Consider the following 25,925-nt stretch of genomic DNA (forward strand, 5'->3'; position numbering starts at 1 on the left):
GTTCTACGTGCATCCCAAGCCACCTATTTCAAGGCAGACAAGAAGAATGAAAGCTTACGCCGCCCCTTTCGAGAAGTTCGTCAACCTGGCCGACGCGCGCCTGGGCACCAAGATCATCTCGGTCACCGATGACTGGTTCGCTGACGCGAACCGGCTGTTCCAGCCAACCCCGGCTGTCTGGAAGGAAGGCGTGTTCGATGACAACGGCAAGTGGATGGATGGCTGGGAATCCCGTCGCAAGCGCTTCGAAGGCTACGACAGCGCAGTGATCCGCCTGGGCGTGCCAGGCTCGATCAAGGGCGTGGACATCGACACCTCGTTCTTCACCGGCAACTTCCCGCCATCGGCGTCCCTGGAAGCCTGCTTCCTCAGCGAAGGCGAACCTGGCGAAGACACCCAGTGGGTCGAAGTGCTGTCTGCTGTCGAGCTGCAAGGCAACAGCCATCACTACCACGAGATCAACAACGATCAGCCCTTCAGTCACCTGCGCTTCAATATCTATCCGGATGGCGGTGTAGCGCGCCTGCGGGTCTACGGTACGCCGTACCGCGACTGGTCGGCCATCGCTGACAACGAACAAGTCGACCTGGCTGCGGCCCTAAACGGCGGTCGTGCCCTGGCCTGCTCCGACGAACACTTCGGACGCATGGGCAACCTCCTCAACCCGGGCCGCGGCATCAACATGGGCGACGGCTGGGAAACGGCCCGCCGTCGCACTCCCGGCAATGACTGGGTGATCGTCGCCCTGGGCCATGCCGGCGAAATCGAGAAGATCATCGTCGACACCCTGCACTTCAAGGGCAACTACCCGGACAGCTGCTCGATCCAGGGCGCATTCGTCAAGGGTGGCACCGACAGCCAGATCGAAACCCAGAGCCTGTTCTGGCGTGAACTGCTACCCAGCCAAAAGCTGGAAATGCATGCCGAGCACAGCTTTGTCGAGCAGATCAAAGCCCTGGGGCCGATCACCCATATCCGCCTGAACGTGTTTCCGGACGGTGGCGTCAGCCGCTTGCGTCTCCTGGGCAAGGTCGCGAAATAGACGTCCCCCATCGCAGGCCAGCCCGCACCTGTTGGAGCAAACTGGCTCGCGATGACCGCAAAACAGACAAAACACACTCAAGATAAGAAGAACAGCATGCGCACATTGATGATTGAACCCCTGAGCAAAGAAGCCTTCGCCCCTTTCGGTGACGTGATCGAAACCGACGGCAGTGATCACTTCATGATCAACAATGGTTCGACCATGCGCTTCCACCGCCTGGCAACGGTTGAAACCGCCCAGCCGGAGGACCAGGCGATCATCAGCATCTTCCGCGCCGACGCGCTGGAAATGCCGTTGACCGTCCGCATGCTGGAACGCCATCCGCTGGGCAGCCAGGCCTTCATTCCGCTGCTCGGCAACCCCTTTCTGATCGTGGTCGCGCCACTTGGCGATGAACCTGTATCAGGCTTGGTCCGCGCCTTCGTCAGTAATGGCAGGCAGGGCATCAATTACCATCGCGGCGTCTGGCACCACCCGGTGCTGACGATCGAAAAGCGGGATGACTTCCTGGTGGTTGATCGCAGTGGCAAAGGCAATAACTGCGATGAGCATTTCTTCAAAGAGGATGAGTGTTTGATCCTCGCCCCCCACCAATAAGAGAAGGTCTGATCACCCGACAACAAGGGTGACAGGCAAGAGGTAAAGACTGTGGAAGCACATCTGTTGGAATGGCTCAACCTGAGCGTGCGTTGGGTACATATGATCACTGGTGTGGCCTGGATCGGCGCATCGTTCTATTTCGTCTGGCTGGAGAACAACCTCAATCGCGTCAACCCCAAGGACGGCCTGTCCGGCGACCTCTGGGCGATTCACGGTGGCGGTATCTATCACCTGGAAAAATACAAACTGGCCCCGCCCTCGATGCCGGAGAACCTGCACTGGTTCAAGTGGGAAGCCTACTTCACCTGGCTGTCGGGGATTGCCCTGCTGTGCCTGGTGTTCTACTACAACCCGATGCTCTACCTGGTTGCCCCCGGCAGCGGCCTGACCGGCCCTGAAGGCGTGGCCATCGGTATCGGCGCGTTGATTGCCGGCTGGTTCGTCTACGACTTCCTCTGCGATTCGCCATTGGGCAAGAAACCTGCCCTGCTCGGCTTCATCCTGTTCGTTCTGCTGATTGCCGCCGCTTACGGCTTCAGCAAAGTGTTCAGCGGCCGTGGCGCATACCTGCATGTGGGCGCCATCATCGGCACCATCATGGTGGGCAACGTGTTCCGCATCATCATGCCGGCCCAGCGCGCACTGGTGGCGGCGATCGCGGAAAACCGCACACCGGACCCGACCCTGCCGGCCAAGGGCCTGCTGCGTTCGCGTCACAACAACTACTTCACCCTGCCTGTGCTGTTCATCATGATCAGCAACCACTTCCCGAGCACCTACGGTAGCCAGTACAACTGGTTGATCCTGGCCGGGATCGCGGTCCTGGCGGTGCTGGTACGTCACTACTTCAACACCCGGCATGACAGCCACAAGTTCGCCTGGACCCTGCCCGTTGCTGCACTGGGCATGATCTGCCTGGCTTACGTGACTGGTCCGACGCCAGCTCCCAGCGCCCCCGAAGTAGCCAAGGCCGCCGGCCAGATCGAGTACCAGCCCCTGCCGGAAACTGCACTGGGCGGTGGCGCCAAACCCGCGGCGCCAGCCAGCGCAGAAGCCCCGGCGGCTCCAGCGGCAAGTCCGGCACAGGCATCCAGTGTCGGGCCATCCTTCGACAAGGTGCATAACGTGATCCAGGAGCGCTGCACGGTTTGCCATTCGGCCAAGCCCACCAGCCCCCTGTTCAGCACGGCACCGGCCGGGGTGATGTTCGATACCCCGGAACAGATCCGCCTGCAAGCCGCACGTATCCAGGCCCAGTCCGTCGCCAGTCAGATCATGCCATTGGGCAACATCACGCAGATGACCCAACAGGAACGTGAACTGATCGGTGCCTGGATTGCCCAGGGCGCCCAGACCAACTGATCAGCGCCTGTCGCCGGGCCGATTCGCGAGCAAGCTCGCCCCTACAGAACCGGATTCATCTGTAGGGGCGGGCTTGATTGCCATCAGCCGCTCAAGCTTCGCCCGTTGCAGACACGCTGCGCGTAAAGACGCAGCGGTTAAATCACAAGAATAAAAAGATCCGAGGTGTTGCATGTCCGATTCATCCGAACAGTGCGTCCCCGATGCGCCCGCCATTCAGCGTCTGCCCTTCTTGCAACTGATCCTGGTCGGTCTGCAACACGTTCTGCTGATGTACGGCGGTGCAATTGCGGTGCCGCTGATCATCGGACAGGCCGCGGGCCTGAGTCGTGAAGAAATCGCCTTCCTGATCAATGCCGACCTGCTGGTAGCGGGGATCGCCACCATCGTCCAGTCACTGGGCATCGGCCCCATGGGCATTCGCATGCCGGTGATGATGGGGGCCAGCTTCGCCGCCGTCGGCAGCATGGTGGCCATGGCCGGCATGCCCGGGATCGGCATGCAGGGGATTTTCGGTGCGACCATCGCCGCAGGGTTCTTCGGCATGCTGATTGCGCCGTTCATGTCCAAGGTGGTGCGTTTCTTCCCGCCCCTGGTCACTGGGACGGTCATCACCTCGATCGGTTTGTCACTGTTTCCAGTGGCGGTGAACTGGGCCGGCGGCGGCAGCGCTGCCGCGCAATTCGGGTCACCCATCTACCTGGCTATCGCCGCGCTGGTGCTGGGCACTATCCTGTTGATCCATCGCTTCATGCGTGGCTTCTGGGTCAATATTTCCGTGCTGATCGGCATGGGCCTGGGCTACATCCTCTGCGGCCTGATCGGCATGGTTGACCTCAGTGGCATGGCCCAGGCGCCCTGGCTGCAGGTGGTCACGCCGCTGCACTTCGGCATGCCGCAGTTCCATCTTGCCCCCATCCTGTCCATGTGCCTGGTGGTGGTGATCATCTTCGTCGAGTCCACCGGGATGTTCCTGGCCCTGGGCAAGATCACCGGCCAGGAGGTCACCCCGCGCATGCTGCGCCGCGGCCTGCTGTGTGATGCCGGGGCGTCGTTCTTCGCCGGTTTCCTCAACACCTTCACCCACTCTTCCTTCGCCCAGAACATCGGCCTGGTGCAGATGACCGGGGTGCGCTGCCGTTCCGTGACCATCGTCGCCGGTGGCCTGCTGATCATCCTCAGCCTGCTGCCCAAAGCAGCGTTCCTGGTGGCCTCGATTCCTCCAGCGGTACTGGGCGGCGCAGCCATCGCCATGTTCGGCATGGTGGCCGCCACCGGGATCAAGATCCTCCAGGAAGCCGACATCGCTGACCGCCGCAATCAGTTGCTGGTGGCTGTGAGCATCGGAATGGGCCTAATTCCCGTGGTCCGCCCGGAGTTCTTTGCCCACCTGCCGCTGTGGATGAGCCCCATCACCCACAGCGGCATTGCCATGGCGACCTTGAGCGCCCTGGTGCTGAACCTGCTGTTCAACATCCTCGGCGGCAGCGAGCGCGCGGCCAACAGCGCACACCACGCTCATCAGCATTGAGTCGCCCCCCCGGGCGCCGGTTCGGCGCCCGGGGGCTGCTACACCGTTCACGCTTGAATGCAGCGCTCGGCCCCCAGGACCGAGCGCCGCCCACAGACGCCGCGCCTTGACAATAAAAACAAACAGGGAGCACTCCTATGCAGCCTGCCCAGGCCCCTCTGGCGGTGGCCGCTCCATGGCCATTGGCGCCGGCCCATCGCCCCGATGGCCAGCGATCATTGCCCGGCTATTGCCCTTCATTGCGGATACCTGCCTGATATGGCCGGCCTGCCTGCCCCAAAGTGGTTGCAAGTGCGCCGTTGCGGCGCACTTGAGCCCTGCCGTGAGAGCCAGTATTCTCCGCGGCCGCGCAAATCTGGTCTAAAAAAAAGCCCGGATGAAAAACCTGACCCAAGAGCCAACTTATCCCGGCCTGGACAGGTAACAAGGCGCCCGAAAATATCGCGAAAACACTCTCGCCCGGCTGTATCGCTACAGCTGGACGGGAGTTTTTTGCTTTTTTTCGGCCTTGGCTCAGCTCTTGCTAAAAGCAACAAAGCTGACCGATCGGATGGTTTTTTTACAGCAAAGAAAAAAGGCGCCACACCAGAGCGTCAAGCCAAAAAAAACGTGGAACTACCTACTTGGGAGCAACCGAATGAAATCGATGTGCAAGAGCCTGATGTTGGCCACCAGTCTGCTGGCCGGGGGGCAGGCCGTGGCTGGCGACCTGTTGCAATGGCAGAACAACAGCCTGACTTACTTGTATGGCAAGAACTTCGAAGTCAACCCGCAGATTCAACAGACGGTCACCTTCGAACACGCCGACGCCTGGAAGTACGGGGACAACTTCTTTTTCCTCGACCGCATCTTCTACAACGGCAAGGAAGACGGCAATGTCGGCCCGGACACCTACTACGGCGAGTTCTCGCCACGCTTGTCGTTCGGCAAGATCTTCGACCAGAAACTGGAATTCGGCCCGATCAAGGACGTGCTCCTGGCGTTCACTTACGAATTCGGCGAAGGCGACAATGAGTCCTACCTGATCGGCCCGGGCTTCGACCTGGCAGTACCGGGCTTCGACTACTTCCAGCTGAACTTCTACCAGCGCCACACCGAAGGCAGCCGCCCGGGTGACAACGTCTGGCAGATCACTCCGGTGTGGTCCTACACCATTCCCGTGGGCCGCTCGGACATCCTGATCGACGGTTTCATGGACTGGGTGGTGGACAACGACCAGAACGCCAAAGGCACCTACCACGCCAACCTGCACTTCAACCCACAGATCAAATATGACCTGGGCAAGGCACTGAACTGGGGCGCCAAGCAGCTGTACGTCGGTTTCGAGTACGACTACTGGAAGAACAAATACGGCATCAAGGATTCGCGTAACTTCGAGACCAACCAGGACACCGCCAGCCTGTTGGTCAAATACCACTTCTGATACCCCCTGAGACGGCCGGCCCTCATGTTCCGATGAGAGCCGGCCACTCAGACTGATGGGCCAGCGCGACGCTGCCTATCAGGCAAGACGTGATCCGGAGTCCCGCCAGAATCCTGGATCGGCACTCTTGAGCCGCTCCACCGCATTGTGGATGTGGCTCAGCGCTGCTTGCCGCGCCCCTTCGACATCACGCGCGGCGATGGCCCCATAGACCGCGAAATGCTCATCGCGCACCGAGTGCGCCAGGTCCCGGCGCCGCTCCTCATTGGAACGGGTAATGCGGATCGCCTCCTTGATGAACTGGGCAATGAACTCATGCAATGAGGGATACAGCGGATTGCCGGTGGCCTGGGAAATCGACAAGTGAAACGCCAGGTCCTGCTCCACGCCGTCCTGGCCGGCCTGCTCGGCCACATCGATGGCCAGCAATGCCTGATGGATCGCCTGCAGTTGCTCGGGGGTGTGCCGCTGCGCCGCCAGCGCTGCCGCCTCGCCCTCGATACCACGTCGCAGTTCAGTCACCCGCAGAACCGCCTCGATCGACCCGCGTACATCCAGATCGATAGTGAAGGCCTTGATATGCGCGCCCTCGCTGACCACGGTGCCGCTACCTTGGCGCACCTCCACCAGCCCGGCCGACTTCAAGCGCGAAATCGCCTCGCGGATGACCGTACGGCTGACCCCGAAACGCTCGCACATGACCGGCTCGGTGGGCAGCCGCGAACCCGGCAGGGCCTCGCCACTGGCGATATGCGCCTTGAGTGCCGCAGTCACTTGATCCGCCAGGGTGCCCTTGGCCGCATCCTTGAGCGTCGCCAGGGAGTCGACAGCGAGGGAAGAGTTGTCAGGCTTGGACATGGGTATCTCTGTATTCAAAGTGGCTAACGGTACTGCATTTCATGCACGCCGTCCCGCTCGGTATCCGGCCGTTGAATTCGTATGATGTATTATGATATCTAAGACACCTCAGCAAGTCCGATAAAAACAAAATCACCCAAATACAAGAAAAAAGGATGGGTAAAGACATGACTGAATCACTGTCGCAAACTGCCGCCCGCTCCCCCACCGCTTCCTTTGAAGACCTGGCTTATCGCAAAGTCGCCTGGCGCATCCTGCCGTTGCTGCTGCTGTGCTACCTGGTGGCCTACCTGGATCGAGTCAACGTCGGCTTCGCCAAGTTGCAGATGTCCGAAGACCTGCAATTTTCCGAAGCGGTCTACGGGCTGGGCGCGGGGATTTTCTTCATCGCCTACTTTCTGGTGGAAATTCCCAGCAACCTGATCCTGCATCGGGTCGGTGCGCGCCTGTGGATCGCTCGCATCATGATCAGTTGGGGCATCATTTCCTCGTGCATGGCTTTCGTCAGCACCCCTACCTCTTTCTATGTGATGCGCTTTCTGTTGGGCATCGCCGAGGCCGGGTTCTATCCGGGGGTCATCCTCTATCTGTCGTACTGGTTCCCTTCCAACCGCCGCGGCAAGATGTACGCCCTGTTCGCTACCGCAGTACCGCTTTCGGGGTTGATTGGCGCGCCGCTGTCCGGTTGGATCATGAGTGCCCTCAATGGCCACCAGGGCTTTGCAGGCTGGCAATGGATGTTCTTCCTCGAAGGCTTGCCGTCGATCCTGGTGGGCGGCCTGGTGATCTACTGCCTCAGCGACCGTATCGCCGACGCGGGCTGGTTGACCCGCCAAGAAAAAAACCTGCTGCAGGCCCGAATCGAGGCCGAGGCCGACGGCCATCAGGTTCACAGCGTCAGGCAAGTGTTCGGGCAACCCCGGATCTGGCTGCTGACCGCCATCTATTTCTGCATGATCGCCGGCTTCTACACCGTTGGCTTCTGGCTGCCCTCGCTGATTCGCCAGGCCGGCGTCAGCGACGTGTTCGAGGTCGGCATGCTCACGGCGATTCCCTATGCCGCGGCAGCGCTGACCATGGTGCTGATCTCCCGCAGCGCCGACCGCTTGCGCGAACGCCGTTGGCATCTGGCGCTGACCGCCGTGCTTGGCGGTATCGGCCTGATGATTTCCGCCACCTGGAGTGACAACTTCACGGTATCGATGATCGGCCTGACCCTGGGGGCCATGGGCGCCTTCAGCACCCTGCCGCTGTTCTGGAGCCTGCCCACGGCCTTTCTCGGCGGCACCGCGGCCGCCGCCGGCATTGCCCTGATCAACTCCTGGGGCAACCTCGCCGGCTTTGTCTCGCCCTACCTGATGGGCTTTCTCAAAGACCTGACCCAAAGCACCACCATCGGCATGTACGTCATGGCCAGCGCGTTGTTCATCGGCGCCCTGCTGGTCTTCAAGATTCCCGGAAAACTCGTCAATCGCTGAACACTTGGAGCCACTCATGAATATTCTTGTCACCGGCGCGGCCGGCTTTCTCGGACGGCGGTTGATCGAAGCCTTGCTGCAACGGGGCACACTCACCGACCGTCACGGCCAATTGCAGCCCATCAAGCGCATTACCGCATTTGACCGCGAGCCCGTGCAGGGCCTCGATGACCCACGGGTGCAGGTCAAGGAAGGAGACATTAGCGATGAACAGGTGCTGGCCAAACTGATCGACGCCGACACCGATAGCATCTTTCACCTGGCCGCCGTGGTCTCCAGCCAGGCGGAAGGCGATTTCGAACTGGGCATGCGGGTCAACTTCAGTGCGACCCAAGGTCTGCTGGAACGGGTGCGTCAGCTGGGCTCCTGCCCAAAGTGGGTGATGACCAGTTCTGTGGCCGTCTTCGGTGGGCAACTGCCGGAGAACGTCGACGATGATCAGGTCTGGGCTCCGCAAAGCTCCTACGGGACCCAGAAAGCCATGAATGACCTGCTGCTCGCCGATTACAGCCGACGCGGCTTCGTCGATGGTCGCAGCCTGCGCATGCCCACCATCGTGGTGCGACCAGGCAAACCGAACCTGGCGGCGTCCAGCTTCGCCAGCGGTATCATCCGCGAACCCCTCAATGGCCAGGCCAGTGTCTGCCCGGTGGCCCCGGATACCCGACTCTGGTTGATGTCTCCAGCCCGGGCCATTGCCAACCTGATCCATGGTCATGAACTGGCCGCAGAGCGCTTGAGTCAGGGCCGAGTGATCAACATGCCCGGTCTGTCGCTGACCGTGGCGCAGATGATCGACGCGCTGCGGGAAGTGGCCGGAGACGAAGTTGCCCAGCGTATTCAGCTACGCCCGGACGCCAGGATCGAACGCATCGTCGGCTCCTGGCCGGGAGCCTTCAGTGCCAGATATGCCAGCGAGCTGGGTTTTACCGCGGACGAGGATTTTATCGGTGTGATCCGCCAGTTCATCCAGGACTACCTGCCTCACTGACCTCAGGCTGGGAAAATCCCGGGCTCATCGGCTGAGCCCGGGCTTCAACCCTTAAGGCCCAGAAACCGCGCCAACTCCTCGCCCTTGGCCAGGGCGTCACTGCGCCCCAGTTCGATCAACTCGCTGCAATACGACGCCTCGAACAGCAAATAGCTCAGGACCCCGGCACCACTGGTCCGGGTTGCCCCCGGTCCGCGCAGGAACAAGCGCAGTGCCGCTGGCAACTCCTGCCGGTGCCGCGCCGCTATTTCGTCGATCGGCTGACTCGGGGCAATCACCAGCACTTCCACCGGCGCAATACCCAAGCCGCGATCCGCCGCACTGCCAGGTAACAGTCGACTGAAATGATTGAGCCGCTCCAGCAGTTCGATATCGCTTTCCAGGCTGTCAATGAAGGTGCTGTTGAGCATATGGCCACCAATCTGCGCCAGAGTCGGCTGCTGCCCGGTGTAAGAACGCTGCCGGGTGGCGTCTGGATCATTGCCCCGCGGGTTGCCACTGACCCCCACCACCAGCACGCGGCTGGCCCCCAGGTGCAACGCCGGGCTGATGGGCGCCGACTGGCGCACGGCACCGTCGCCGAAATACTCCTGGTCAAGCTTCACTGGCGCGAACAGCAAGGGGATCGCCGCGCTGGCCAGCAGGTGGTCCACCGTCAGCTGCGTGGGAACGCCGATGCGCCGATGACGCAACCAGGGATCGATGACCCCACCACCTTGATAAAAAGTCACCGCCTGTCCGGATTCGTAGCCGAAGGCCGTCACCGCTACCGCATGCAGTTGGCCTTGGGAAATGGCCTGGTTGATGCCCGAAAGATGCATGTGCTGATTGAGCAGGTCGCGTAGCGGCGAGTTGTTGATCAGCGCCACCGGCACCTGTGCACCGAGCCCCAACAGGCTATGGCCGACAAAACGACTGGCCTGGCGAATCACTCCCGGCCAATCGCTGCGCATCACCTGATCGCTGCGAAAGCTGCGCCAGAATGCCGTGAGGCGTTCGATTGCCGCGGGAAAATCCGTGGCCCCACTGGCCAGGCTGACCGCATTGATAGCCCCGGCAGAGGTACCAACGATCACCGGAAACGGATTGCGCGCCCCAGGCCCCAACAGCTCGGCAATCGCCGCCAGCACGCCCACCTGATAGGCGGCCCGGGCACCACCGCCGGAAAGAATCAAACCTGTGATCGGTTGCGCAACACTCATCAACTCACTCCATCCGTGGCGCACAAGGTCCGGCAATCAATGCCAGGTGGTCAACCGCGCTTCTTGTAAAGCTTGGGCTCGCCCGGTGGCCGGCTCTTGAAGCGTCGATGGGCCCAGAGGTACTGCTCGGGACAGGCGCGCAACGCACTTTCCACCCACTGATTGATCCGCAGGCAATCCTCTTCTTCAGTGGCACCGGGAAAATCCGTCAGGGGTGCATGAATCACCAGGCGATACCCACTGCCATCGGCCAGGCGCTCCTGGGTGAAAGGCACGACCAGCGCCTTGCCCAGGCGGGCGAACTTGCTGGTGGCGGTCACGGTAGCCGCCTGGATGCCGAACAACGGCACGAACAGGCTCTGCTTGGCGCCATAGTCCTGGTCCGGTGCATACCAGATGGCCCGACCGGAACGCAGCAGCTTGAGCATGCCGCGCACGTCCTCTCGCTCCACGGCCAGGGAATCCAGGTTGTGTCGCTCGCGGCCACGACGCTGAATGAAATCGAACAGCGGGTTCTTGTGCTCGCGGTACATGCCATCGATGGTGTGCTGCTGCCCCAGCAGCGCCGCGCCAATTTCCAGGGTGGTGAAGTGCAGGGCCATGAGAATCACCCCGTGACCTTCGCGCTGGGCCTGCTTGAGGTGTTCCAGGCCTTCGACATGGGCCAGGCGCGCCAGACGCTGCCTGGACCACCACCAGCTCATGGCCATTTCGAAGAAGGCGATCCCGGTGGAGGCGAAGTTTTCCTTGAGCAGGCGCTTGCGCTCTGCGGCGGTTTTTTCCGGGAAACACAGTTCCAGATTGCGTCGGGCGATAGACCGTCGATCGCCAGCTACTCGGTACATCAACGCCCCCAGGGCGCGACCGATTTGCAGGAGCACGGGATAAGGCAGCTGGACGATCAGCCATAACACGCCAAGTCCCAGCCACAGCGGCCAGAAACGTGGAGACAAGAATGCAGCTCGAAAACGCGGGCGATCCATTACAGATTCCGGGACAGACAACAAGGTCGCGCATTCTACATCGGTTCGACCTGGCTTGCGGGGCGCGGGCGATCTCGTTATAAGTCTCGGCACTTTTAGTGACAAGCCGCCTTCTGCAGACCATGAGCCAAACCGAATCGCTAGACCAAGATCCTGTGTTCCAGTTAAAGGGCAGCATGCTCGCCATCACGGTGCTGGAACTGGCCCGCAACGACCTTGAAGGCCTCGATCGCCAACTGGCCGCGAAGGTCGCCCAGGCGCCAAACTTCTTCAGCAACGCGCCACTGGTACTGGCGCTGGACAAGCTGCCTGCTGCCGAGGGCTCGGTGGATCTGCCCGGGCTCATGCGTGTCTGCCGCCAGCACGGTCTGCGTACCCTGGCGATCCGCGCCAGCCGGATTGAAGACATTGCAGCGGCCATCGCCGTCGATCTGCCAGTACTGCCACCTTCCGGTGCTCGGGAGCGCCCACTCGATCCGCCGGAAAGCGAGGTCAAGAAAGTACCGGAAAAGCCGCCTGAACCAACCGTCAAACCGACCCGCATCATCACTTCGCCAGTACGCGGCGGACAGCAGATCTATGCCCAAGGTGGCGATCTGGTGGTGGTGTCCTCGGTCAGCCCCGGCGCGGAACTTCTCGCCGATGGCAATATCCATGTATACGGCCCAATGCGTGGTCGGGCGCTGGCTGGCGTCAAAGGTGACACCAAGGCACGGATTTTCTGTCAGCAATTGAGCGCTGAACTGATCTCCATCGCCGGTCAGTACAAGGTTTCCGAAGACCTGCGGCGCGACCCTTTGTGGGGCTCTGGAGTCCAGGTCAGCCTGTCGGGTGACGTGTTGAACATCACACGTCTTTAACGGATACTGCCGCATTTTCCAAGCATCTCTAAAACGTAGCGATTACGGCTCAAACGAAGTAGGAAATTGGCAATCAGCAGAGTTTATCGACGATAAACCCTGCCGCTGACCGAGCTCCAGCCAAGGCTGTCCGACTGCAGTAGTTTTCAAGAGATGTTTTTCAGGGGCTAAAAGTCCTTTTTCCTTAGGGGTGAAACACCTTGGCCAAGATTCTCGTGGTTACATCCGGCAAGGGTGGTGTGGGTAAAACCACCACCAGCGCCGCTATCGGTACCGGCCTCGCTCTGCGTGGTCACAAAACAGTCATCGTCGACTTCGACGTCGGCCTGCGTAACCTCGACCTGATCATGGGTTGCGAGCGTCGCGTGGTGTATGACTTCGTCAACGTGGTCAATGGCGAAGCCAACCTGCAGCAAGCCCTGATCAAAGACAAGCGCCTGGAAAACCTCTACGTACTGGCCGCCAGCCAGACCCGCGACAAAGACGCGCTGACCCTGGAAGGCGTGGAAAAAGTCCTGATGGAACTCAAGGAAACTTTCGAGTTCGTGGTCTGCGACTCCCCAGCCGGTATCGAGAAAGGCGCCCACTTGGCCATGTACTTCGCCGACGAAGCGATTGTCGTGACCAACCCTGAAGTCTCCTCGGTCCGCGACTCCGACCGTATGCTCGGCCTGCTGGCCAGCAAGTCCCGCCGCGCCGAAAAAGGCGAAGACGCGATCAAGGAGCACCTGCTGTTGACCCGTTACAACCCGGAGCGCGTCAGCAATGGCGAAATGCTTGGCGTTGAAGACGTCAAAGAAATTCTCGCAGTGACCCTGCTGGGCGTGATTCCAGAATCCCAGGCCGTGCTCAAGGCTTCCAACCAGGGCGTGCCGGTGATTCTCGACGACCAGAGCGATGCGGGCCAGGCCTACAGCGACGCGGTCGATCGTTTGCTGGGCAAAACCGTGGAACACCGGTTCCTTGATGTCGAGAAGAAGGGATTCTTCGAGCGCCTGTTTGGAGGTAGATAATGAATCTTTTTGACTTCTTTCGTGCCAGCAAAAAGGTCAGCACCGCGTCGGTAGCGAAAGAGCGTCTACAGATCATCGTGGCGCATGAACGCGGCCAGCGCAGCACCCCTGATTACTTGCCCGCCTTGCAGAAGGAACTGGTGGAAGTGATCCGCAAGTACGTCAATATCGGGTCCGACGACGTGCACGTCGCTCTGGAAAACCAGGGCAGTTGCTCGATCCTGGAACTCAATATCACCCTGCCTGATCGCTGATTGATCCGACGGGAGCCACGGCGGCTCGCTGACTTCATGCACAGCATTGAGGTCGGCGAGCCGCCGTTGGCGTTTGTTACGAGGCTGTTTTAATGCCGTTGTCGAATATCCACATCCTGCATCAGGACCCCGCCGTCCTGGTGGTGAACAAACCCACCCTGCTGCTTTCAGTCCCCGGTCGCGCCGACGACAACAAGGACTGCCTGATCACTCGCCTGCAGGAAAACGGCTACCCCGAAGCCCGTATCGTCCACCGACTGGATTGGGAAACCTCAGGGATCATTCTCCTGGCCCGGGACGCAGACACCCATCGCGAACTGTCGCGACAGTTTCATGACCGCGAAACCGAAAAAGCCTACACCGCCCTGTGCTGGGGCCAGCCGGAACTGGACAGCGGCAGCATCGATCTGCCCTTGCGCTATGACCCGCCAACCAAACCCCGGCATGTGGTGGACCACGAATTCGGCAAGCACGCCCTGACCTTCTGGCGAGTGCTGGAGCGCTGCGGCGACTGGTGCCGGGTCGAGCTGACCCCCATCACCGGCCGCTCTCATCAGTTGCGGGTACACATGCTGTCCATCGGGCACCCACTACTGGGCGATGGCCTCTACGCCCACCCGCAGGCCTTGGCCGCCTGGCCAAGGCTGTGCCTGCATGCCAGCATGCTCAGTTTCACTCATCCCCAGACCGGTGAGCGCCTGCGCTTCGATTGCCCCGCGCCCTTCTGACAGCGTTCTGCAGGAGCGGGTTTTCCGGCGAAGGCCCCCTGACGACCATCCCCCAGGTCGACAACCGCTTCGCCGGCAAGCCGGCTCCTACAGTGCCCTGCTATACGTTAAACTCGCGCCACTGCTGTCTGGAGCTACTTATGCGCGAAGAGTTGAACCAAGGCCTGATCGACTTCCTCAAGGCCTCCCCTACCCCTTTCCATGCCACTGCCAGCCTTGTTCAACGTCTGGAAGCGGCAGGTTACCAGCGCCTCGACGAGCGCGAGCCGTGGACCACCGAAGCCAACGGCCGCTACTACGTCACCCGCAACGACTCCTCCATCGTCGCCTTCAAGCTGGGCCGGCATTCGCCCCTGCAAGGCGGCATCCGCCTGGTGGGCGCCCACACCGACAGCCCCTGCCTGCGGGTCAAGCCTCAGCCTGAACTGCAGCGCCAGGGTTTCTGGCAACTGGGTGTGGAAGTCTATGGCGGCGCACTGCTGGCTCCCTGGTTCGACCGTGACCTGTCACTGGCCGGCCGCGTAACCTTCCGCCGCGATGGCAAGGTGGAAAGCCAACTGATCGACTTCAAGGCCCCCATCGCGATCATTCCCAACCTGGCCATCCACCTCAACCGTGAAGCCAATCAGGGCTGGGCGATCAACGCGCAGAACGAATTGCCGCCGATCCTTGCCCAGTTTGCCGGTGACGAACGTGTGGATTTCCGCGCGGTCCTGACCGACCAACTGGCCCGCGAACACGGTCTGAACGCCGATGTGGTGCTGGACTACGAGCTGAGTTTCTACGACACCCAGAACGCCGCGGTGATCGGCCTGCACGGTGACTTCATTGCCGGTGCACGCCTGGACAACCTGCTGTCCTGCTACGCCGGGCTGCAGGCCCTGTTGACAGCCGACAGCGAGGAAACCTGCGTACTGGTGTGCAACGACCATGAAGAAGTCGGCTCCTGCTCGGCTTGCGGCGCCGATGGCCCGATGCTCGAACAGACCCTGCGCCGCCTGCTGCCCGAAGGCGACGAGTTCGTCCGTACCATCCAGAAATCGCTGCTGATTTCCGCAGACAACGCTCACGGCGTGCACCCCAACTACGCTGACAAGCACGACGCCAATCACGGCCCGAAACTCAATGCCGGCCCGGTGATCAAGGTCAACAGCAACCAGCGCTACGCCACCAACAGCGAAACCGCCGGTTTCTTCCGCCATCTGTGCATGGCCGAGGAAGTCCCGGTGCAGAGCTTCGTGGTGCGTAGCGACATGGGTTGCGGCTCGACCATCGGCCCGATCACCGCCAGCCACCTGGGCGTGCGCACTGTCGACATCGGCTTGCCGACCTTCGCCATGCACTCGATCCGTGAACTCTGTGGCAGCCATGACCTGGCCCACCTGGTAAAGGTGCTGAGCGCCTTCTACGCCAGCCACGAACTGCCCTGAGTTGTCACCGCGGGCGCCCCTCAGGGGGCACCGCCGGTTTCTGATACACATCAACCCGGGGCGCGGTAAAGCGACCTAGACTTATGAGTACTCTTCCTGACAAGGCCGTCGCCATGATCTCGATGTCTGCGTTCCACTCCATGCTCATCCCGATTCTCACGGGCATGATTCTCCTGGCCATCGGCTTCAACTTCCGGGACAAGAACCTCGGTGTGTTCAGCATGTGGATCGGCATGCTGCTGATTCTCGGCACTGTGGTTTACAAAATCCTCGCCAAACTGGCGGAATAAATGCCGCGCTCGCCCTCGCATTGAATTTGGCGGCCTCGTACACTCGGTTGATCCGATTTTCTCCGAGGTTGACCGCCCAGTGTTCGCTCGTCTTTTCGCCCTGCCCTGCTTTGCGCTTGTCTGCCTGCTGACCCTCCTGCCCCTGAGCAGTGCGCAGGCGGTTGGCCTGCCGGGCCTGCTGGGCAACCAGAGCAAACCGCAACCACAGGCCGAAGAGCCCCTGGGGCAGTCTTTGGACGAGGTGATCAAGTCCCTGGAAAACGACCAGCAACGCGCCAAGCTGCTGGCTGATCTGAAAAAGCTCCGGGACGCCACGAAAAAAGCCCAGCCCGCCACTGAAGAAGGCGTGCTCGGCCTGATCGGCGGCACTCTGTCGAGCCTGGAGAAACAGTTCTCCGGCGCTGATAGCCCCTTGAACCGCTGGACCGACGAGTTCGATCAAGCCCAGGAAGAACTGTCGGCGTTGATGCTGCCAGCCAGCCAATGGCTACCGATCATTTTTGCCTTTGCCCTGATTCTCATGGTCTGGAGTCTGCTGGCGGCGGCGCTGATCTGGCTCAGCCACCGGGTGCGCCTGCGTTTCGGTCTCACCGAGGAACTGCCCCAGCACCCCAAGACCTGGGACTTGCTGCGCTTCGCCCTGCGCAAGCTCGGCCCCTGGCTGATCGCTCTGCTGATCACCGTCTACATGACCTACTCCCTGCCCTCGTCATTGGGCAAGGACCTGGCCATGGTCCTGGCCTACGCCCTGGTGGTGGGCACCTGTTTTTCGGCGATCTGTGTGGTGGCGTTTTCCGTCCTCGATGGTCCGCATCGTCATCGTGCCCTGTATATCCTGCGCCGCCAGGCGTTCCGACCACTGTGGTGGATCGGCAGCTTCGCCGCGTTCGGCGAGGCCCTGAGCGACCCTCGGATGGTGGCCAGCCTCGGCCAACACCTGGCCCATACCGCAGCGACTTTCGCCAATGTCATGGCGGCGCTGTCCACCGGGGTATTCATCCTGCGCTTTCGCCGGCCGATCGCGCACCTGATCCGCAACCAACCGTTGTCCCGGCGCCTGACCCGCCGCGCCTTGAGCGACACCATCGAAATCATTGGCACCTTCTGGTATCTCCCCGCCCTGGTGCTGGTGGGCATTTCGCTGTTCGCCACCTTCGTTTCCGCCGGCGACACCAGCACGGCCCTGCGCCAGTCACTGTTGTGCACGGTGCTGCTGGTGCTGTGCATGGTGATCAACGGCCTGGTGCGGCGCCACGCCCTCAAGCCCCAGCGTGGGCACAAGCGCCATGCGCTGTATTCCGAACGGTTGAAAAGCTTCTTCTATACCCTGGCCCATCTGGCGGTGTGGCTGGCGTTCATCGAACTGGGCCTGCGGGTGTGGGGCATGTCGCTGATCCGCTTCACCGAAGGCGACGGCCATGAAGTCAGCGTCAAGCTGTTCAGCCTCGCAGGCACCCTGATCTTCGCCTGGCTGATCTGGATCTTGAGCGACACCGCGGTGCATCACGCCCTGACCCGCTCGCGCAAGGGCCTGGCCAACGCCCGCGCACAGACCATGATGCCGCTGATCCGCAACGTGCTGTTCGTGGCGATTTTCATCATCGCCACCATCGTCGCCCTGGCCAACATGGGCATGAACGTCACACCGCTGCTGGCCGGTGCCGGTGTCATCGGTCTGGCCATCGGTTTCGGCGCCCAGTCGCTGGTGGCAGACTTGATTACCGGTCTGTTCATCATCATCGAGGACTCCCTGGCCATCGACGATTACGTGGATGTCGGCGGTCACCTGGGCACCGTCGAGGGCCTGACCATCCGTACCGTGCGCCTGCGGGACATCGACGGCATCGTGCACACCATCCCGTTCAGCGAAATCAAGAGCATCAAGAACTACTCCCGGGAGTTCGGCTACGCGATCTTTCGCGTGGCGATTCCCTACAACATGGAGATCGACGACGCAATCAAGCTGATGCGCGATGTGGGCCAGAAGATGCGTACCGATCCCTTGCAACGACGCAACATCTGGTCGCCTCTGGAGATCCAGGGAGTGGAGAGTTTCGAGTCCGGCAGCGCCATCCTACGGGCCCGTTTCAAGACCGCGCCGATCAAGCAATGGGAAGTGTCCCGGGCGTTCAACCTGTCCCTCAAGCGTCACCTGGACGAAGCCGGACTGGACCTGGCCACCCCGCGCATGAGCATCCAGGTGATCACCCCCGGCAGCGCCCCGGAAAAGCAATGACCCCGTAGGCGCCGTCTTGCCGGCCAACGGCACTGGCGTCTAAAGAACGTCAACGCCCACGTGAATTGCGTCATGCCGCCAGAATTCCAGATCACAGTCGATCAGCCGCTCGTGCTGGTCATAGTTGACCCGGGCGATGCGCAGCCCGGGGCTGCCCACCGACACCTTCAGGGCCGCCGCCGCTTCCGGCTGCAATGAGGTGGGCACGATCTCGAAGCGCACCCGCCCGTAATGCAGGTCGTAATGCCGGGCATAGAGCTCGGTGATCGACTGGTTCAAATCCAGGTCGAGAATGTGTGGAAAGTACTTGGGGTTCAGGTAGTGCTCCACATACAGCACCAGCCGGTCATCGATGCGCCGCGCTCGACAGATCTGGATCACGCTGGACAGTGCCGGTAATTGCAGCCAGGCGCAGACCGCCGCCGACGCCGGTTGCAGGCGCGCCGAGATCACCTCAGTGGAAGGCACTCGCCCCTGGGCGCTGACCATGGCGTGAAAGTGACTGCGCTGCATCAGGTTGTAGGCCAGCCGCGGCGGCGAAACGAACCAGCCCCGGCGCTCCTCGCGGTAGATCTGCCCCTGGGCCTCCAATTGCAGCAGGGCCTCACGCACGGTGATGCGGGTGGTGGCGAACAACTCGCTGAGCTTGCGCTCGGCCGGCAGCTTGCTGCCGGGTGCCAACAGACCATGGGCGATCTGCTCCTGCAGAACCTGGCCGATGGCTGTCACCGCTTTGGTTGCATCAATACGCATCAACGTTACCTATCTGGACTAGACCAGCACTGTTTCAGGGCAGCGCAGTGGTCGGGACAGCGCTCTGCAGCCGTGTCCAAAGCCTAGGCAATGCATATGACTGATAGATGACAACGCCGCTGAGCGAGCCTCTGGTGAACCTGCAAATTGCCCGCCAGAACCTTGCAGAACGGGTGTTTGGGCATGGTCTACGCTTATTTCGCAGCGCCGAACCTGCGCCCGAATCCATGCGCCGACCGTTGGCACCGACATCAAAGTGTCATCCAACACGCCTAAATTGGCTCAGGTATTGCTGACCTAGACCAACCCACCGCAAGACCGTCGATAACAACGCAGCGTTGAACACGCCCAAAGGAGCTTCGGATGAAACAGCTTTTCCTGGCATCACTGTTAGGTTCGACCATTGCCCTGTGCACCGCCGCCATGGCTGCTGACAACGATTTGAAAACCCTGGAAGCCGCTGCGAAAGCAGAAGGCGCGGTGAACAGCGTCGGCATGCCCGACGACTGGGCCAACTGGAAAGGCACCTGGGAGGACCTGGCGAAAATCTACGGCCTCAAGCACATCGACACCGACATGAGTTCGGCCCAGGAGATCGCCAAGTTCGCTGCGGAAAAAGACAACGCCAGCGCCGACATCGGCGACGTCGGCGCCGCCTTCGGCCCCATCGCAGTCAAGCAGGGTGTGGCCCAACCCTACAAACCCAGCACCTGGGCCCAGGTCCCGGACTGGGCCAAGGACAAAGACGGCAACTGGGCGCTGGCCTATACCGGCACCATCGCCTTCATCATCAATAAAAAGCTGCTGCACGGGTCTGAGGCGCCGAAGAGCTGGGCAGATCTGGAGAAAGGCAAGTACAAAGTCTCCATCGGTGACGTGAGCACCGCAGCCCAAGCCGCCAACGGCGTGCTGGCCGCGGCCATCGCCAAGGGCGGCGACGAAAAGAACATCCAGCCGGCGCTGCTGATGTTCGCCGAGATCGCCAAGCAGGGGCGCCTGTCCCTGGCCAACCCGACCATCGCCACCATGGAGAAAGGTGAAGTGGAAGTGGGCGTGGTCTGGGATTTCAACGGCCTGAGCTACCGCAACAAGATGGTCAACAAGGATGACTACGAAGTGCTGATCCCATCCGACGGCTCGGTCATCTCCGGCTACACCACCATCATCAACAAATACGCCAAGCATCCCAACGCCGCCAAGCTGACCCGCGAGTACATCTTCAGCGATGCCGGCCAGACCAACCTGGCTCGCGGCAATGCGCGCCCGATCCGGGCCGAGCATCTGACTCTGCCGGCGGACGTCCAGGCCAACCTGCTGCCCAACGAGCAATACAAGCACGTAACCCCAATCAAGGACGCCGATGCCTGGGAGAAAACCTCCAAGTCCCTGCCGCAGAAGTGGCAGGAAGAAGTGATCATCAACATGCCGTAATACTGCATCAGTCGTAGGAGTCGGCTTGCCGGCGAAGGCCTGTACGAGCGTGCAGGCACCTTCGCCGGCAAGGGCAATGCCGTCCGGCCGCTCCTACAGGTTCCATGCGTTGCCTGATCCCGGAGTTCCCCCGTTCATGAAGCACAACGTCATCCTTGTGGTGCTCGACGGCCTCAACCACGAAGTTGCCCGACACGCCATGGGCCACCTGCAAGCCTACGTCGGCGCAGGCCGCAGCGCCCTGTACAAGCTGCAATGCGAATTGCCGGCCCTGTCCCGGCCGCTGTACGAGTGCATCCTCACCGGTGTCGCGCCGATCGACAGCGGTATCGTCCACAACCAGGTCTCGCGCCTGTCCACCCAGCGCAGCATTTTCCACTACGCCCGCGAGGCCGGCCGCTCCACTGCCGCCGCGGCCTATCATTGGGTCAGCGAGCTGTACAACCGCAGTCCCTTCAATGCACCACGGGACCGGCACACCGCCAATCCCGAGTTGCCGATCCAGCACGGCCATTTCTATTGGAACGATCACTATCCCGACTCCCATCTCTTCGCCGATGCGGAGAGCCTGCGCCTGCGGCACCAACCGGATTTTCTCCTGGTGCACCCGATGAACATCGATGACGCCGGGCACAAGCACGGCCTCGACAGCACCCAGTACCGCAACAGCGCGCGTTCGGCAGACATCATCCTCGCCGACTATCTGCAAGGCTGGCTCGATGCTGGCTACCAGGTGTTGGTGACCGCCGACCACGGCATGAACAACGACCGCTCCCACAACGGTCTCTTGGCCGAGGAGCGGGAAGTTCCGTTGTTCGTTCTCGGCAATGCCTTCAGTCTCGACCCAGGTGCCACGCCAAAGCAGACCGAACTGTGCGGCACCATCTGCCAACTACTGGGCGTGGCCCATGACAAACCCTTCTGCCGGGAGCTGTTGCAGTGAATTCAGTCACCCGCGGCAAATGGCTGGCGGCACTCTGTCTGGTGCCTTTTGCCCTGTTCTTCATCGTGTTCCAGATCGCCCCGCTGGTGTGGGTGCTGATCAACAGCCTGCAGTCGGAAGAGCTCGGCTGGGGCCTGGCCAACTTCAGCAAGATCTTCAGCTCGAAGTTCTACCTGCAGGCCATCCAGCACAGCCTGGAGATCAGTTTCTGGTCCAGCGTGTTCGGCATCATCATTGCGGTGCTGGGCAGTTACTCCTTGCGCAGGGTGGACTCCAAACTGCGCAACTTCGTCAACGCCTTCGCCAACATGACCAGCAATTTCTCCGGCGTGCCCCTGGCCTTTGCCTTCATCATCCTCCTGGGCTTCAACGGCACCATCACCATCATGCTCAAGCAGTCGGGGATCATTCAGGACTTCAACCTGTACTCCAAGACCGGGCTGATCATTCTCTACACCTACTTCCAGATTCCCCTGGGGGTGCTGTTGCTGTACCCGGCCTTCGACGCCCTGCGCGAAGACTGGCGTGAATCCGCCGCGCTGCTGGGCGCCAACGGCTGGCAGTTCTGGCGCCACATCGGGCTGCCCGTGCTGACCCCGGCATTGCTGGGCACCTTCGTCATCCTGCTGGCCAATGCCCTGGGCGCCTATGCCACGGTCTACGCCCTGACCACCGGCAACTTCAACGTGCTGCCGATCCGCATTGCCGCCATGGTTTCCGGGGACATCTCACTGGACCCGAACATGGCCAGCGCCCTGGCCGTGGTGCTGGTAGCGCTGATGACCCTGGTCACCATCGTCCATCAGCTGCTGTTGAAGAGGAGCTACCATGTCTCGCGCTGAACCCGGCTCCGCCGCCCTGTACCACCGGGTGGTGGTCTACCTGCTGTTCGCCATCCTGTTGCTGCCGCTGCTGGGGACCCTTGTCTACTCCATCGCCAGCAGTTGGTCGGCCACCATCCTGCCCAGCGGTTTCACCTTCAAGTGGTACCTGCAGCTGTGGAGCGACCCGCGCTTCCTCAATGCTTTCGGCCAGTCGCTGCTGGTCTGCGTCGGCGCGCTGGTGCTGTCGGTGGTGCTGATCCTGCCGCTGCTGTTTGTGGTGCACTACCACTTTCCCAAGCTCGACGCCTTGATGAACATCCTGATCCTGCTGCCCTTCGCGGTGCCGCCAGTGGTGTCCTCGGTGGGCCTGCTGCAGCTCTATGGCTCAGGGCCCTTCGCCATGGTTGGCACGCCCTGGATCCTCATCGGCTGCTACTTCACCGTGGCGCTGCCGTTCATGTACCGGGCCATCACCAACAACCTGCAAGCGATCAACCTGCGCGACCTGATGGACGCCGCCCAACTGCTCGGCGCCAGCACCTGGCAGGCAGCCTTCCTGGTGGTCCTGCCCAACCTGCGCAAAGGCCTGATGGTGGCGTTGCTGCTGTCCTTCTCGTTCCTGTTCGGCGAGTTCGTGTTCGCCAACATCCTGGTGGGCACCCGCTATGAAACCCTGCAGGTCTACCTGAACAACATGCGTAACAGCAGCGGCCACTTCACCAGCGCCCTGGTGATCTCCTACTTCTTCTTTGTGCTGGTTCTGACCTGGGCCGCCAACATCTTGAACAAGGACAAAAGCCAATGAGCTTCGTCAGCGTCCAACACCTGCAAAAGAACTACGCAGGCACCACGGTGTTCAGCGATATCAATTGCGAAATCCAGAAAGGCGAGTTCGTCACCCTGCTGGGCCCGTCCGGCTGCGGCAAGTCCACCCTGCTGCGCTGCATCGCCGGACTGACCCCCGTGGACGGTGGCAAGATCCTTCTCGATGGCCAGGACATCGTGCCCTTGAGCCCACAGAAACGCGGGATCGGCATGGTGTTCCAGAGCTATGCATTGTTTCCCAACATGACCGTGGAACAGAACGTCGCCTTCGGCCTGCGTATGCAGAAGGTCAACGCCGACGACAGCCGCAAGCGGGTCCTTGAAGCCTTGCAACTGGTGGAGCTCAATGACTTTGCCAGTCGTTATCCACACCAACTGTCCGGCGGCCAGTGCCAGCGGGTGGCTCTGGCCCGCTCCCTGGTGACCCGGCCGCGCTTGCTGTTGCTGGACGAGCCGTTGTCGGCCCTGGATGCACGTATCCGCAAGCACCTGCGTGAACAGATCCGCAACATCCAGCGGGAACTGGGCCTGACTACCATCTTCGTCACCCACGACCAGGAAGAAGCGCTGACCATGTCCGACCGGATCTTCCTGATGAACCAGGGCAGGATCGTCCAGAGCGGCGATGCTGAAACGCTCTACACCGCACCGGTGGATGTATTCGCGGCGGGTTTTATCGGCAACTACAACCTGCTGGACGCCGAAAGCGCCAGCAAGCTGCTGCAGCGCCCGGTCAGCGGGCGTATCGCCATTCGCCCGGAAGCCATCGAACTCGGCAGAGAGGGCCAGCTTGATGCGCTGGTCCGCAGCCACAGCCTGCTGGGCAATGTGATTCGCTACCGGGTCGAGGCTCGCGGCGTGGAGCTGGTGGTGGATGTACTCAACCGTTCGGCCGATGACCTGCACGCTGACGGCCAACGTCTGGCGCTGACCATCGATCCTGCCGCCCTGTGTGAGGTAGCCTGATGGCTTTCACGCAATTGATCCTGAAGAGAGAGCTGTACTGATGGCCTTGGCAATTTTTGATCTGGACGAAACCCTGATCCACGGCGACTGCGCCACCCTCTGGAGCGCACAGATGGGCCGCCTTGGCTGGGTCGACAGCGAGTCGTTCATGCGTCGCAACAACGAACTGATGGACGCTTACAGTCACGGCAAGCTGGCCATGGAAGAGTTCATGAGCTTCAGCCTGGAACCCATGGCAGGGCGTACCCCGGAGGAGGTGGCGCACCTGGTGGAGCCTTGGGTGGAAGAGGTGATCGAGCCGATCATTTTCAGCGACGCCTGCAAGACTATCGCCGCTCACCGCCAGGCCGGCGACCGGATCCTGGTGATTTCCGCCTCGGGCACCCATCTGGTGAAGCCGATTGCCGCCCGCCTGGGCATCGACGAAGTGCTGGGCATTGAGCTGGAAGTACTGCACGGCGTATATAGCGGCAATACCCTTGGCACTCTGACCTACCGCGAAGGCAAGATCACCCGCCTGCTGGAATGGCTGGACGCCGAGGAAGAAAACCTGGAAGGCGCGACGTTCTACTCCGACTCGCGCAATGACCTGCCGCTGCTACTGCGGGTAGACCATCCCCAGGTGGTGAACCCGGACCCGATACTGCGCGAACATGCAGAGAAGTCCGGTTGGCCGATCCACCACTGGAAGTAACCCTTGGCCCTGAAATGCCCGGACAGCCAGCTTCTATAGAAGCTGGCTGGTGTAGGAGCCAACTTGCCAGCCAAGCGGATTGCAACACCCTTTCGCCGGCCAGCCGGCTCCTACGCCAGCAATCACGTCAGGCTGGAGTCGATCACCAGCACCAGCTTGCCCGAGACCTGATTGGTCGCCAGCTCGGCAAATGCCGCTTCGGCGTCCCTGATCGCAAAGGTTTTGGCCAACTGTGGGCTCAGGCGTCCTTCAGCGAACAGCGGCCAGACGTTCTGCCCGAGGTCACGGAAAAGGTCAGCCTTGAACTGTTCGTTGCGGCTACGCAGGGTCGAGCCCAACAGCTGGATACGCTTGGCCAGCACCTGAGCCAGGTCCAGTTGCGCTTCACGCCCGCCCATCAGACCAATCAGCACCCAGCGCCCATCAACGGCCAGCAGCTTGAGGTTGCTGACCGCGTAATTGGCCCCTACAGGATCGAGGATCACGTCAAATGGACCGAAGTCCCGCAGCGCTTCCAGCCCCTCAGTCCGCACCACACCGCCTTGGGCGCCGAGACTTTCGCAATAGGCCAGGCGATCGGCGGAGCCGACACTCACCCAGCATGGATTGCCAAACGCCTTGCACAGCTGGATCGCGGCCGAACCGACACCACTGGCTCCCGCGTGCAACAGCACCTTCTCGCCAGGCTTGAGCGCCGCCAGTTGGAACAGATTGAGCCAGGCCGTGCTGTAGACCTCGGGCAACGCCGCAGCTTCGGCCGAGGACAACCCCTCGGGCACCGGCAGCACATGACGTGCATCAACCACCACTTCCTCGGCCATGCCGCCACCGGCCAGCAGCGCGCACACCCGGTCACCGATCTGCCAGGAAGAACCCGGCCCCACTTCGCTGATAATCCCGGAACACTCCAGGCCCAGGATCGGGCTGGCTCCCGGAGGGGGCGGATAGAGCCCTGCACGCTGTAACAGGTCGGCCCGATTGAGACCCGCAGCCGCCACCCGAATGCGAACCTGCCCTACATCACAGGCAGGGCTTGGCTCTTCAACCCACTCCACATGACCTTCAACGCCTTGCAATGCTTTCACAGTGCCTCCATAGTGAGTCTGGACTGAGCCCGGAGCGGTAGCACCGGGCTTTTTGCATTATGCGACCGGTCCTTATGGAACCGGCGACTTCAAAGACGGCCTAATATGCGTTATCAATTG

At 61.4% G+C, this 25,925-nt stretch carries 25 protein-coding genes; 20 read left to right on the forward strand and 5 right to left on the reverse strand.

Features of this window, described 5'->3' with window-relative positions; all coding sequences use genetic code 11:
* Nucleotides 1-46: 46 nt before the first annotated feature.
* From alc to J5M73_RS04190, 5 genes are all read left to right on the forward strand, one after another.
* Nucleotides 47-1,042, forward strand: a complete 996-nt coding sequence (alc, locus tag J5M73_RS04170) for an allantoicase (protein ID WP_102860802.1) — start codon at nt 47-49, stop codon at nt 1,040-1,042.
* A 96-nt stretch (nt 1,043-1,138) separates the two neighbouring features.
* Complete coding sequence (locus tag J5M73_RS04175; RefSeq protein ID WP_102860801.1) at nt 1,139-1,642, forward strand: ureidoglycolate lyase; 504 nt, start codon at nt 1,139-1,141, stop codon at nt 1,640-1,642.
* Nucleotides 1,643-1,693: 51 nt separating this feature from the next.
* A complete protein-coding gene (locus tag J5M73_RS04180; protein ID WP_102860800.1) occupies nt 1,694-3,007 on the forward strand; it encodes a urate hydroxylase PuuD in 1,314 nt (437 codons plus the stop codon).
* A 172-nt stretch (nt 3,008-3,179) separates the two neighbouring features.
* Nucleotides 3,180-4,538: a nucleobase:cation symporter-2 family protein gene (locus tag J5M73_RS04185; RefSeq protein ID WP_102860799.1), complete on the forward strand. Its 1,359-nt coding sequence runs from the start codon at nt 3,180-3,182 to the stop codon at nt 4,536-4,538.
* 637 nt (nt 4,539-5,175) lie between these two features.
* Nucleotides 5,176-5,961 carry an outer membrane protein OmpK gene (locus J5M73_RS04190; protein ID WP_102860798.1) on the forward strand — a complete coding sequence of 262 codons (786 nt, stop codon included), beginning with the start codon at nt 5,176-5,178 and terminating at the stop codon, nt 5,959-5,961.
* Nucleotides 5,962-6,039: 78 nt separating this feature from the next.
* Here J5M73_RS04190 and J5M73_RS04195 read toward each other — a convergent pair whose 3' ends face one another.
* Nucleotides 6,040-6,825 (reverse strand): FadR/GntR family transcriptional regulator, encoded by a 786-nt coding sequence (locus tag J5M73_RS04195; protein WP_102861001.1) that lies wholly within the window; start codon nt 6,823-6,825, stop codon nt 6,040-6,042.
* A 161-nt stretch (nt 6,826-6,986) separates the two neighbouring features.
* Between J5M73_RS04195 and J5M73_RS04200 the strand changes: the two genes are divergently transcribed.
* Entirely contained in the window at nt 6,987-8,297 is a 1,311-nt protein-coding gene (locus J5M73_RS04200; RefSeq protein WP_102860797.1) for an MFS transporter, read from the forward strand.
* Nucleotides 8,298-8,313: 16 nt separating this feature from the next.
* Nucleotides 8,314-9,288, forward strand: coding sequence for a D-erythronate dehydrogenase (gene denD, locus J5M73_RS04205; RefSeq protein ID WP_102860796.1), 975 nt, complete (start codon nt 8,314-8,316; stop codon nt 9,286-9,288).
* 44 nt (nt 9,289-9,332) lie between these two features.
* Here denD and J5M73_RS04210 read toward each other — a convergent pair whose 3' ends face one another.
* Together J5M73_RS04210 and J5M73_RS04215 are read right to left on the reverse strand one after the other, a co-directional pair.
* Nucleotides 9,333-10,490 carry a patatin-like phospholipase family protein gene (locus J5M73_RS04210; protein ID WP_102860795.1) on the reverse strand — a complete coding sequence of 386 codons (1,158 nt, stop codon included), beginning with the start codon at nt 10,488-10,490 and terminating at the stop codon, nt 9,333-9,335.
* Between the two features lie 50 nt (nt 10,491-10,540).
* Nucleotides 10,541-11,473, reverse strand: coding sequence for a lipid A biosynthesis lauroyl acyltransferase (locus tag J5M73_RS04215; protein WP_102860794.1), 933 nt, complete (start codon nt 11,471-11,473; stop codon nt 10,541-10,543).
* A gap of 122 nt (nt 11,474-11,595) precedes the next feature.
* On the opposite strand from J5M73_RS04215, the gene minC reads away from it, so the two are divergent.
* The 7 genes from minC (at nt 11,596) to J5M73_RS04250 (ending at nt 18,284) form a co-directional block, all read left to right on the forward strand.
* Entirely contained in the window at nt 11,596-12,333 is a 738-nt protein-coding gene (gene minC / locus J5M73_RS04220) for a septum site-determining protein MinC (protein ID WP_102860793.1), read from the forward strand.
* Between the two features lie 200 nt (nt 12,334-12,533).
* Nucleotides 12,534-13,346 carry a septum site-determining protein MinD gene (gene minD / locus J5M73_RS04225; RefSeq protein ID WP_011062650.1) on the forward strand — a complete coding sequence of 271 codons (813 nt, stop codon included), beginning with the start codon at nt 12,534-12,536 and terminating at the stop codon, nt 13,344-13,346.
* On the forward strand, nt 13,346-13,600 hold the full coding sequence (minE, locus tag J5M73_RS04230) for a cell division topological specificity factor MinE (protein ID WP_007898843.1): 255 nt from the start codon (nt 13,346-13,348) through the stop codon (nt 13,598-13,600). The genes minD and minE overlap by 1 nt, the downstream gene beginning before the upstream one ends.
* A 92-nt stretch (nt 13,601-13,692) precedes the next feature.
* Nucleotides 13,693-14,328 carry an RluA family pseudouridine synthase gene (locus J5M73_RS04235; RefSeq protein ID WP_102860792.1) on the forward strand — a complete coding sequence of 212 codons (636 nt, stop codon included), beginning with the start codon at nt 13,693-13,695 and terminating at the stop codon, nt 14,326-14,328.
* Between the two features lie 140 nt (nt 14,329-14,468).
* A complete protein-coding gene (locus tag J5M73_RS04240; RefSeq protein WP_102860791.1) occupies nt 14,469-15,758 on the forward strand; it encodes a M18 family aminopeptidase in 1,290 nt (429 codons plus the stop codon).
* A gap of 83 nt (nt 15,759-15,841) precedes the next feature.
* Nucleotides 15,842-16,048, forward strand: a complete 207-nt coding sequence (locus J5M73_RS04245) for a hypothetical protein (RefSeq protein ID WP_102860790.1) — start codon at nt 15,842-15,844, stop codon at nt 16,046-16,048.
* A gap of 79 nt (nt 16,049-16,127) precedes the next feature.
* Entirely contained in the window at nt 16,128-18,284 is a 2,157-nt protein-coding gene (locus J5M73_RS04250) for a mechanosensitive ion channel domain-containing protein (RefSeq protein ID WP_102860789.1), read from the forward strand.
* A gap of 39 nt (nt 18,285-18,323) precedes the next feature.
* On the opposite strand, the gene J5M73_RS04255 is transcribed toward J5M73_RS04250, so the two are convergent.
* Entirely contained in the window at nt 18,324-19,037 is a 714-nt protein-coding gene (locus tag J5M73_RS04255) for a UTRA domain-containing protein (protein ID WP_102860788.1), read from the reverse strand.
* Nucleotides 19,038-19,400: 363 nt separating this feature from the next.
* On the opposite strand from J5M73_RS04255, the gene J5M73_RS04260 reads away from it, so the two are divergent.
* The 6 genes from J5M73_RS04260 (at nt 19,401) to J5M73_RS04285 (ending at nt 24,720) form a co-directional block, all read left to right on the forward strand.
* The gene (locus tag J5M73_RS04260; protein ID WP_102860787.1) at nt 19,401-20,468 is read left to right on the forward strand and encodes an ABC transporter substrate-binding protein; all 1,068 of its coding nucleotides are present in this window, start codon (nt 19,401-19,403) and stop codon (nt 20,466-20,468) included.
* 136 nt (nt 20,469-20,604) lie between these two features.
* Entirely contained in the window at nt 20,605-21,411 is an 807-nt protein-coding gene (locus tag J5M73_RS04265) for an alkaline phosphatase family protein (protein ID WP_102860786.1), read from the forward strand.
* The gene (locus tag J5M73_RS04270) at nt 21,408-22,253 is read left to right on the forward strand and encodes an ABC transporter permease subunit (RefSeq protein ID WP_102860785.1); all 846 of its coding nucleotides are present in this window, start codon (nt 21,408-21,410) and stop codon (nt 22,251-22,253) included. Before J5M73_RS04265 ends, J5M73_RS04270 begins: the two co-directional genes overlap by 4 nt.
* Nucleotides 22,240-23,040 (forward strand): ABC transporter permease, encoded by an 801-nt coding sequence (locus J5M73_RS04275; RefSeq protein WP_102860784.1) that lies wholly within the window; start codon nt 22,240-22,242, stop codon nt 23,038-23,040. Before J5M73_RS04270 ends, J5M73_RS04275 begins: the two co-directional genes overlap by 14 nt.
* Nucleotides 23,037-24,026 (forward strand): ABC transporter ATP-binding protein, encoded by a 990-nt coding sequence (locus J5M73_RS04280; RefSeq protein ID WP_102860783.1) that lies wholly within the window; start codon nt 23,037-23,039, stop codon nt 24,024-24,026. The genes J5M73_RS04275 and J5M73_RS04280 overlap by 4 nt, the downstream gene beginning before the upstream one ends.
* Nucleotides 24,027-24,066: 40 nt before the next feature.
* Nucleotides 24,067-24,720 (forward strand): HAD family hydrolase, encoded by a 654-nt coding sequence (locus tag J5M73_RS04285; RefSeq protein WP_102860782.1) that lies wholly within the window; start codon nt 24,067-24,069, stop codon nt 24,718-24,720.
* Nucleotides 24,721-24,842: 122 nt separating this feature from the next.
* Here the strand turns inward: J5M73_RS04285 and J5M73_RS04290 are convergent, their stop codons facing one another.
* A complete protein-coding gene (locus J5M73_RS04290; RefSeq protein ID WP_102860781.1) occupies nt 24,843-25,805 on the reverse strand; it encodes a zinc-binding dehydrogenase in 963 nt (320 codons plus the stop codon).
* Between the last annotated feature and the right edge of the window lie 120 nt (nt 25,806-25,925).

Origin of the sequence: Pseudomonas sp. 50_B (genome assembly GCF_017491625.1) — a bacterium.
GTDB lineage: Bacteria > Pseudomonadota > Gammaproteobacteria > Pseudomonadales > Pseudomonadaceae > Aquipseudomonas > Aquipseudomonas danubii.

What these genes read in the sequence shown, in the direction of transcription:
- J5M73_RS04235 (WP_102860792.1), top strand. Translation starts at nt 13,693, where the DNA reads ATGCCGTTGTCGAATATCCACATCCTGCATCAGGACCCCGCCGTCCTG.
- J5M73_RS04285 (WP_102860782.1), top strand. Translation starts at nt 24,067, where the DNA reads ATGGCCTTGGCAATTTTTGATCTGGACGAAACCCTGATCCACGGCGAC.
- J5M73_RS04175 (WP_102860801.1), top strand. Translation starts at nt 1,139, where the DNA reads ATGCGCACATTGATGATTGAACCCCTGAGCAAAGAAGCCTTCGCCCCT.
- J5M73_RS04260 (WP_102860787.1), top strand. Translation starts at nt 19,401, where the DNA reads ATGAAACAGCTTTTCCTGGCATCACTGTTAGGTTCGACCATTGCCCTG.
- J5M73_RS04255 (WP_102860788.1), bottom strand. Translation starts at nt 19,037, where the DNA reads ATGCGTATTGATGCAACCAAAGCGGTGACAGCCATCGGCCAGGTTCTG.
- J5M73_RS04275 (WP_102860784.1), top strand. Translation starts at nt 22,240, where the DNA reads ATGTCTCGCGCTGAACCCGGCTCCGCCGCCCTGTACCACCGGGTGGTG.
- J5M73_RS04210 (WP_102860795.1), bottom strand. Translation starts at nt 10,490, where the DNA reads ATGAGTGTTGCGCAACCGATCACAGGTTTGATTCTTTCCGGCGGTGGT.
- J5M73_RS04185 (WP_102860799.1), top strand. Translation starts at nt 3,180, where the DNA reads ATGTCCGATTCATCCGAACAGTGCGTCCCCGATGCGCCCGCCATTCAG.
- minC (WP_102860793.1), top strand. Translation starts at nt 11,596, where the DNA reads ATGAGCCAAACCGAATCGCTAGACCAAGATCCTGTGTTCCAGTTAAAG.
- denD (WP_102860796.1), top strand. Translation starts at nt 8,314, where the DNA reads ATGAATATTCTTGTCACCGGCGCGGCCGGCTTTCTCGGACGGCGGTTG.
- minE (WP_007898843.1), top strand. Translation starts at nt 13,346, where the DNA reads ATGAATCTTTTTGACTTCTTTCGTGCCAGCAAAAAGGTCAGCACCGCG.
- J5M73_RS04215 (WP_102860794.1), bottom strand. Translation starts at nt 11,473, where the DNA reads ATGGATCGCCCGCGTTTTCGAGCTGCATTCTTGTCTCCACGTTTCTGG.
- J5M73_RS04245 (WP_102860790.1), top strand. Translation starts at nt 15,842, where the DNA reads ATGAGTACTCTTCCTGACAAGGCCGTCGCCATGATCTCGATGTCTGCG.
- J5M73_RS04265 (WP_102860786.1), top strand. Translation starts at nt 20,605, where the DNA reads ATGAAGCACAACGTCATCCTTGTGGTGCTCGACGGCCTCAACCACGAA.
- J5M73_RS04280 (WP_102860783.1), top strand. Translation starts at nt 23,037, where the DNA reads ATGAGCTTCGTCAGCGTCCAACACCTGCAAAAGAACTACGCAGGCACC.
- J5M73_RS04240 (WP_102860791.1), top strand. Translation starts at nt 14,469, where the DNA reads ATGCGCGAAGAGTTGAACCAAGGCCTGATCGACTTCCTCAAGGCCTCC.
- J5M73_RS04190 (WP_102860798.1), top strand. Translation starts at nt 5,176, where the DNA reads ATGAAATCGATGTGCAAGAGCCTGATGTTGGCCACCAGTCTGCTGGCC.
- J5M73_RS04200 (WP_102860797.1), top strand. Translation starts at nt 6,987, where the DNA reads ATGACTGAATCACTGTCGCAAACTGCCGCCCGCTCCCCCACCGCTTCC.
- alc (WP_102860802.1), top strand. Translation starts at nt 47, where the DNA reads ATGAAAGCTTACGCCGCCCCTTTCGAGAAGTTCGTCAACCTGGCCGAC.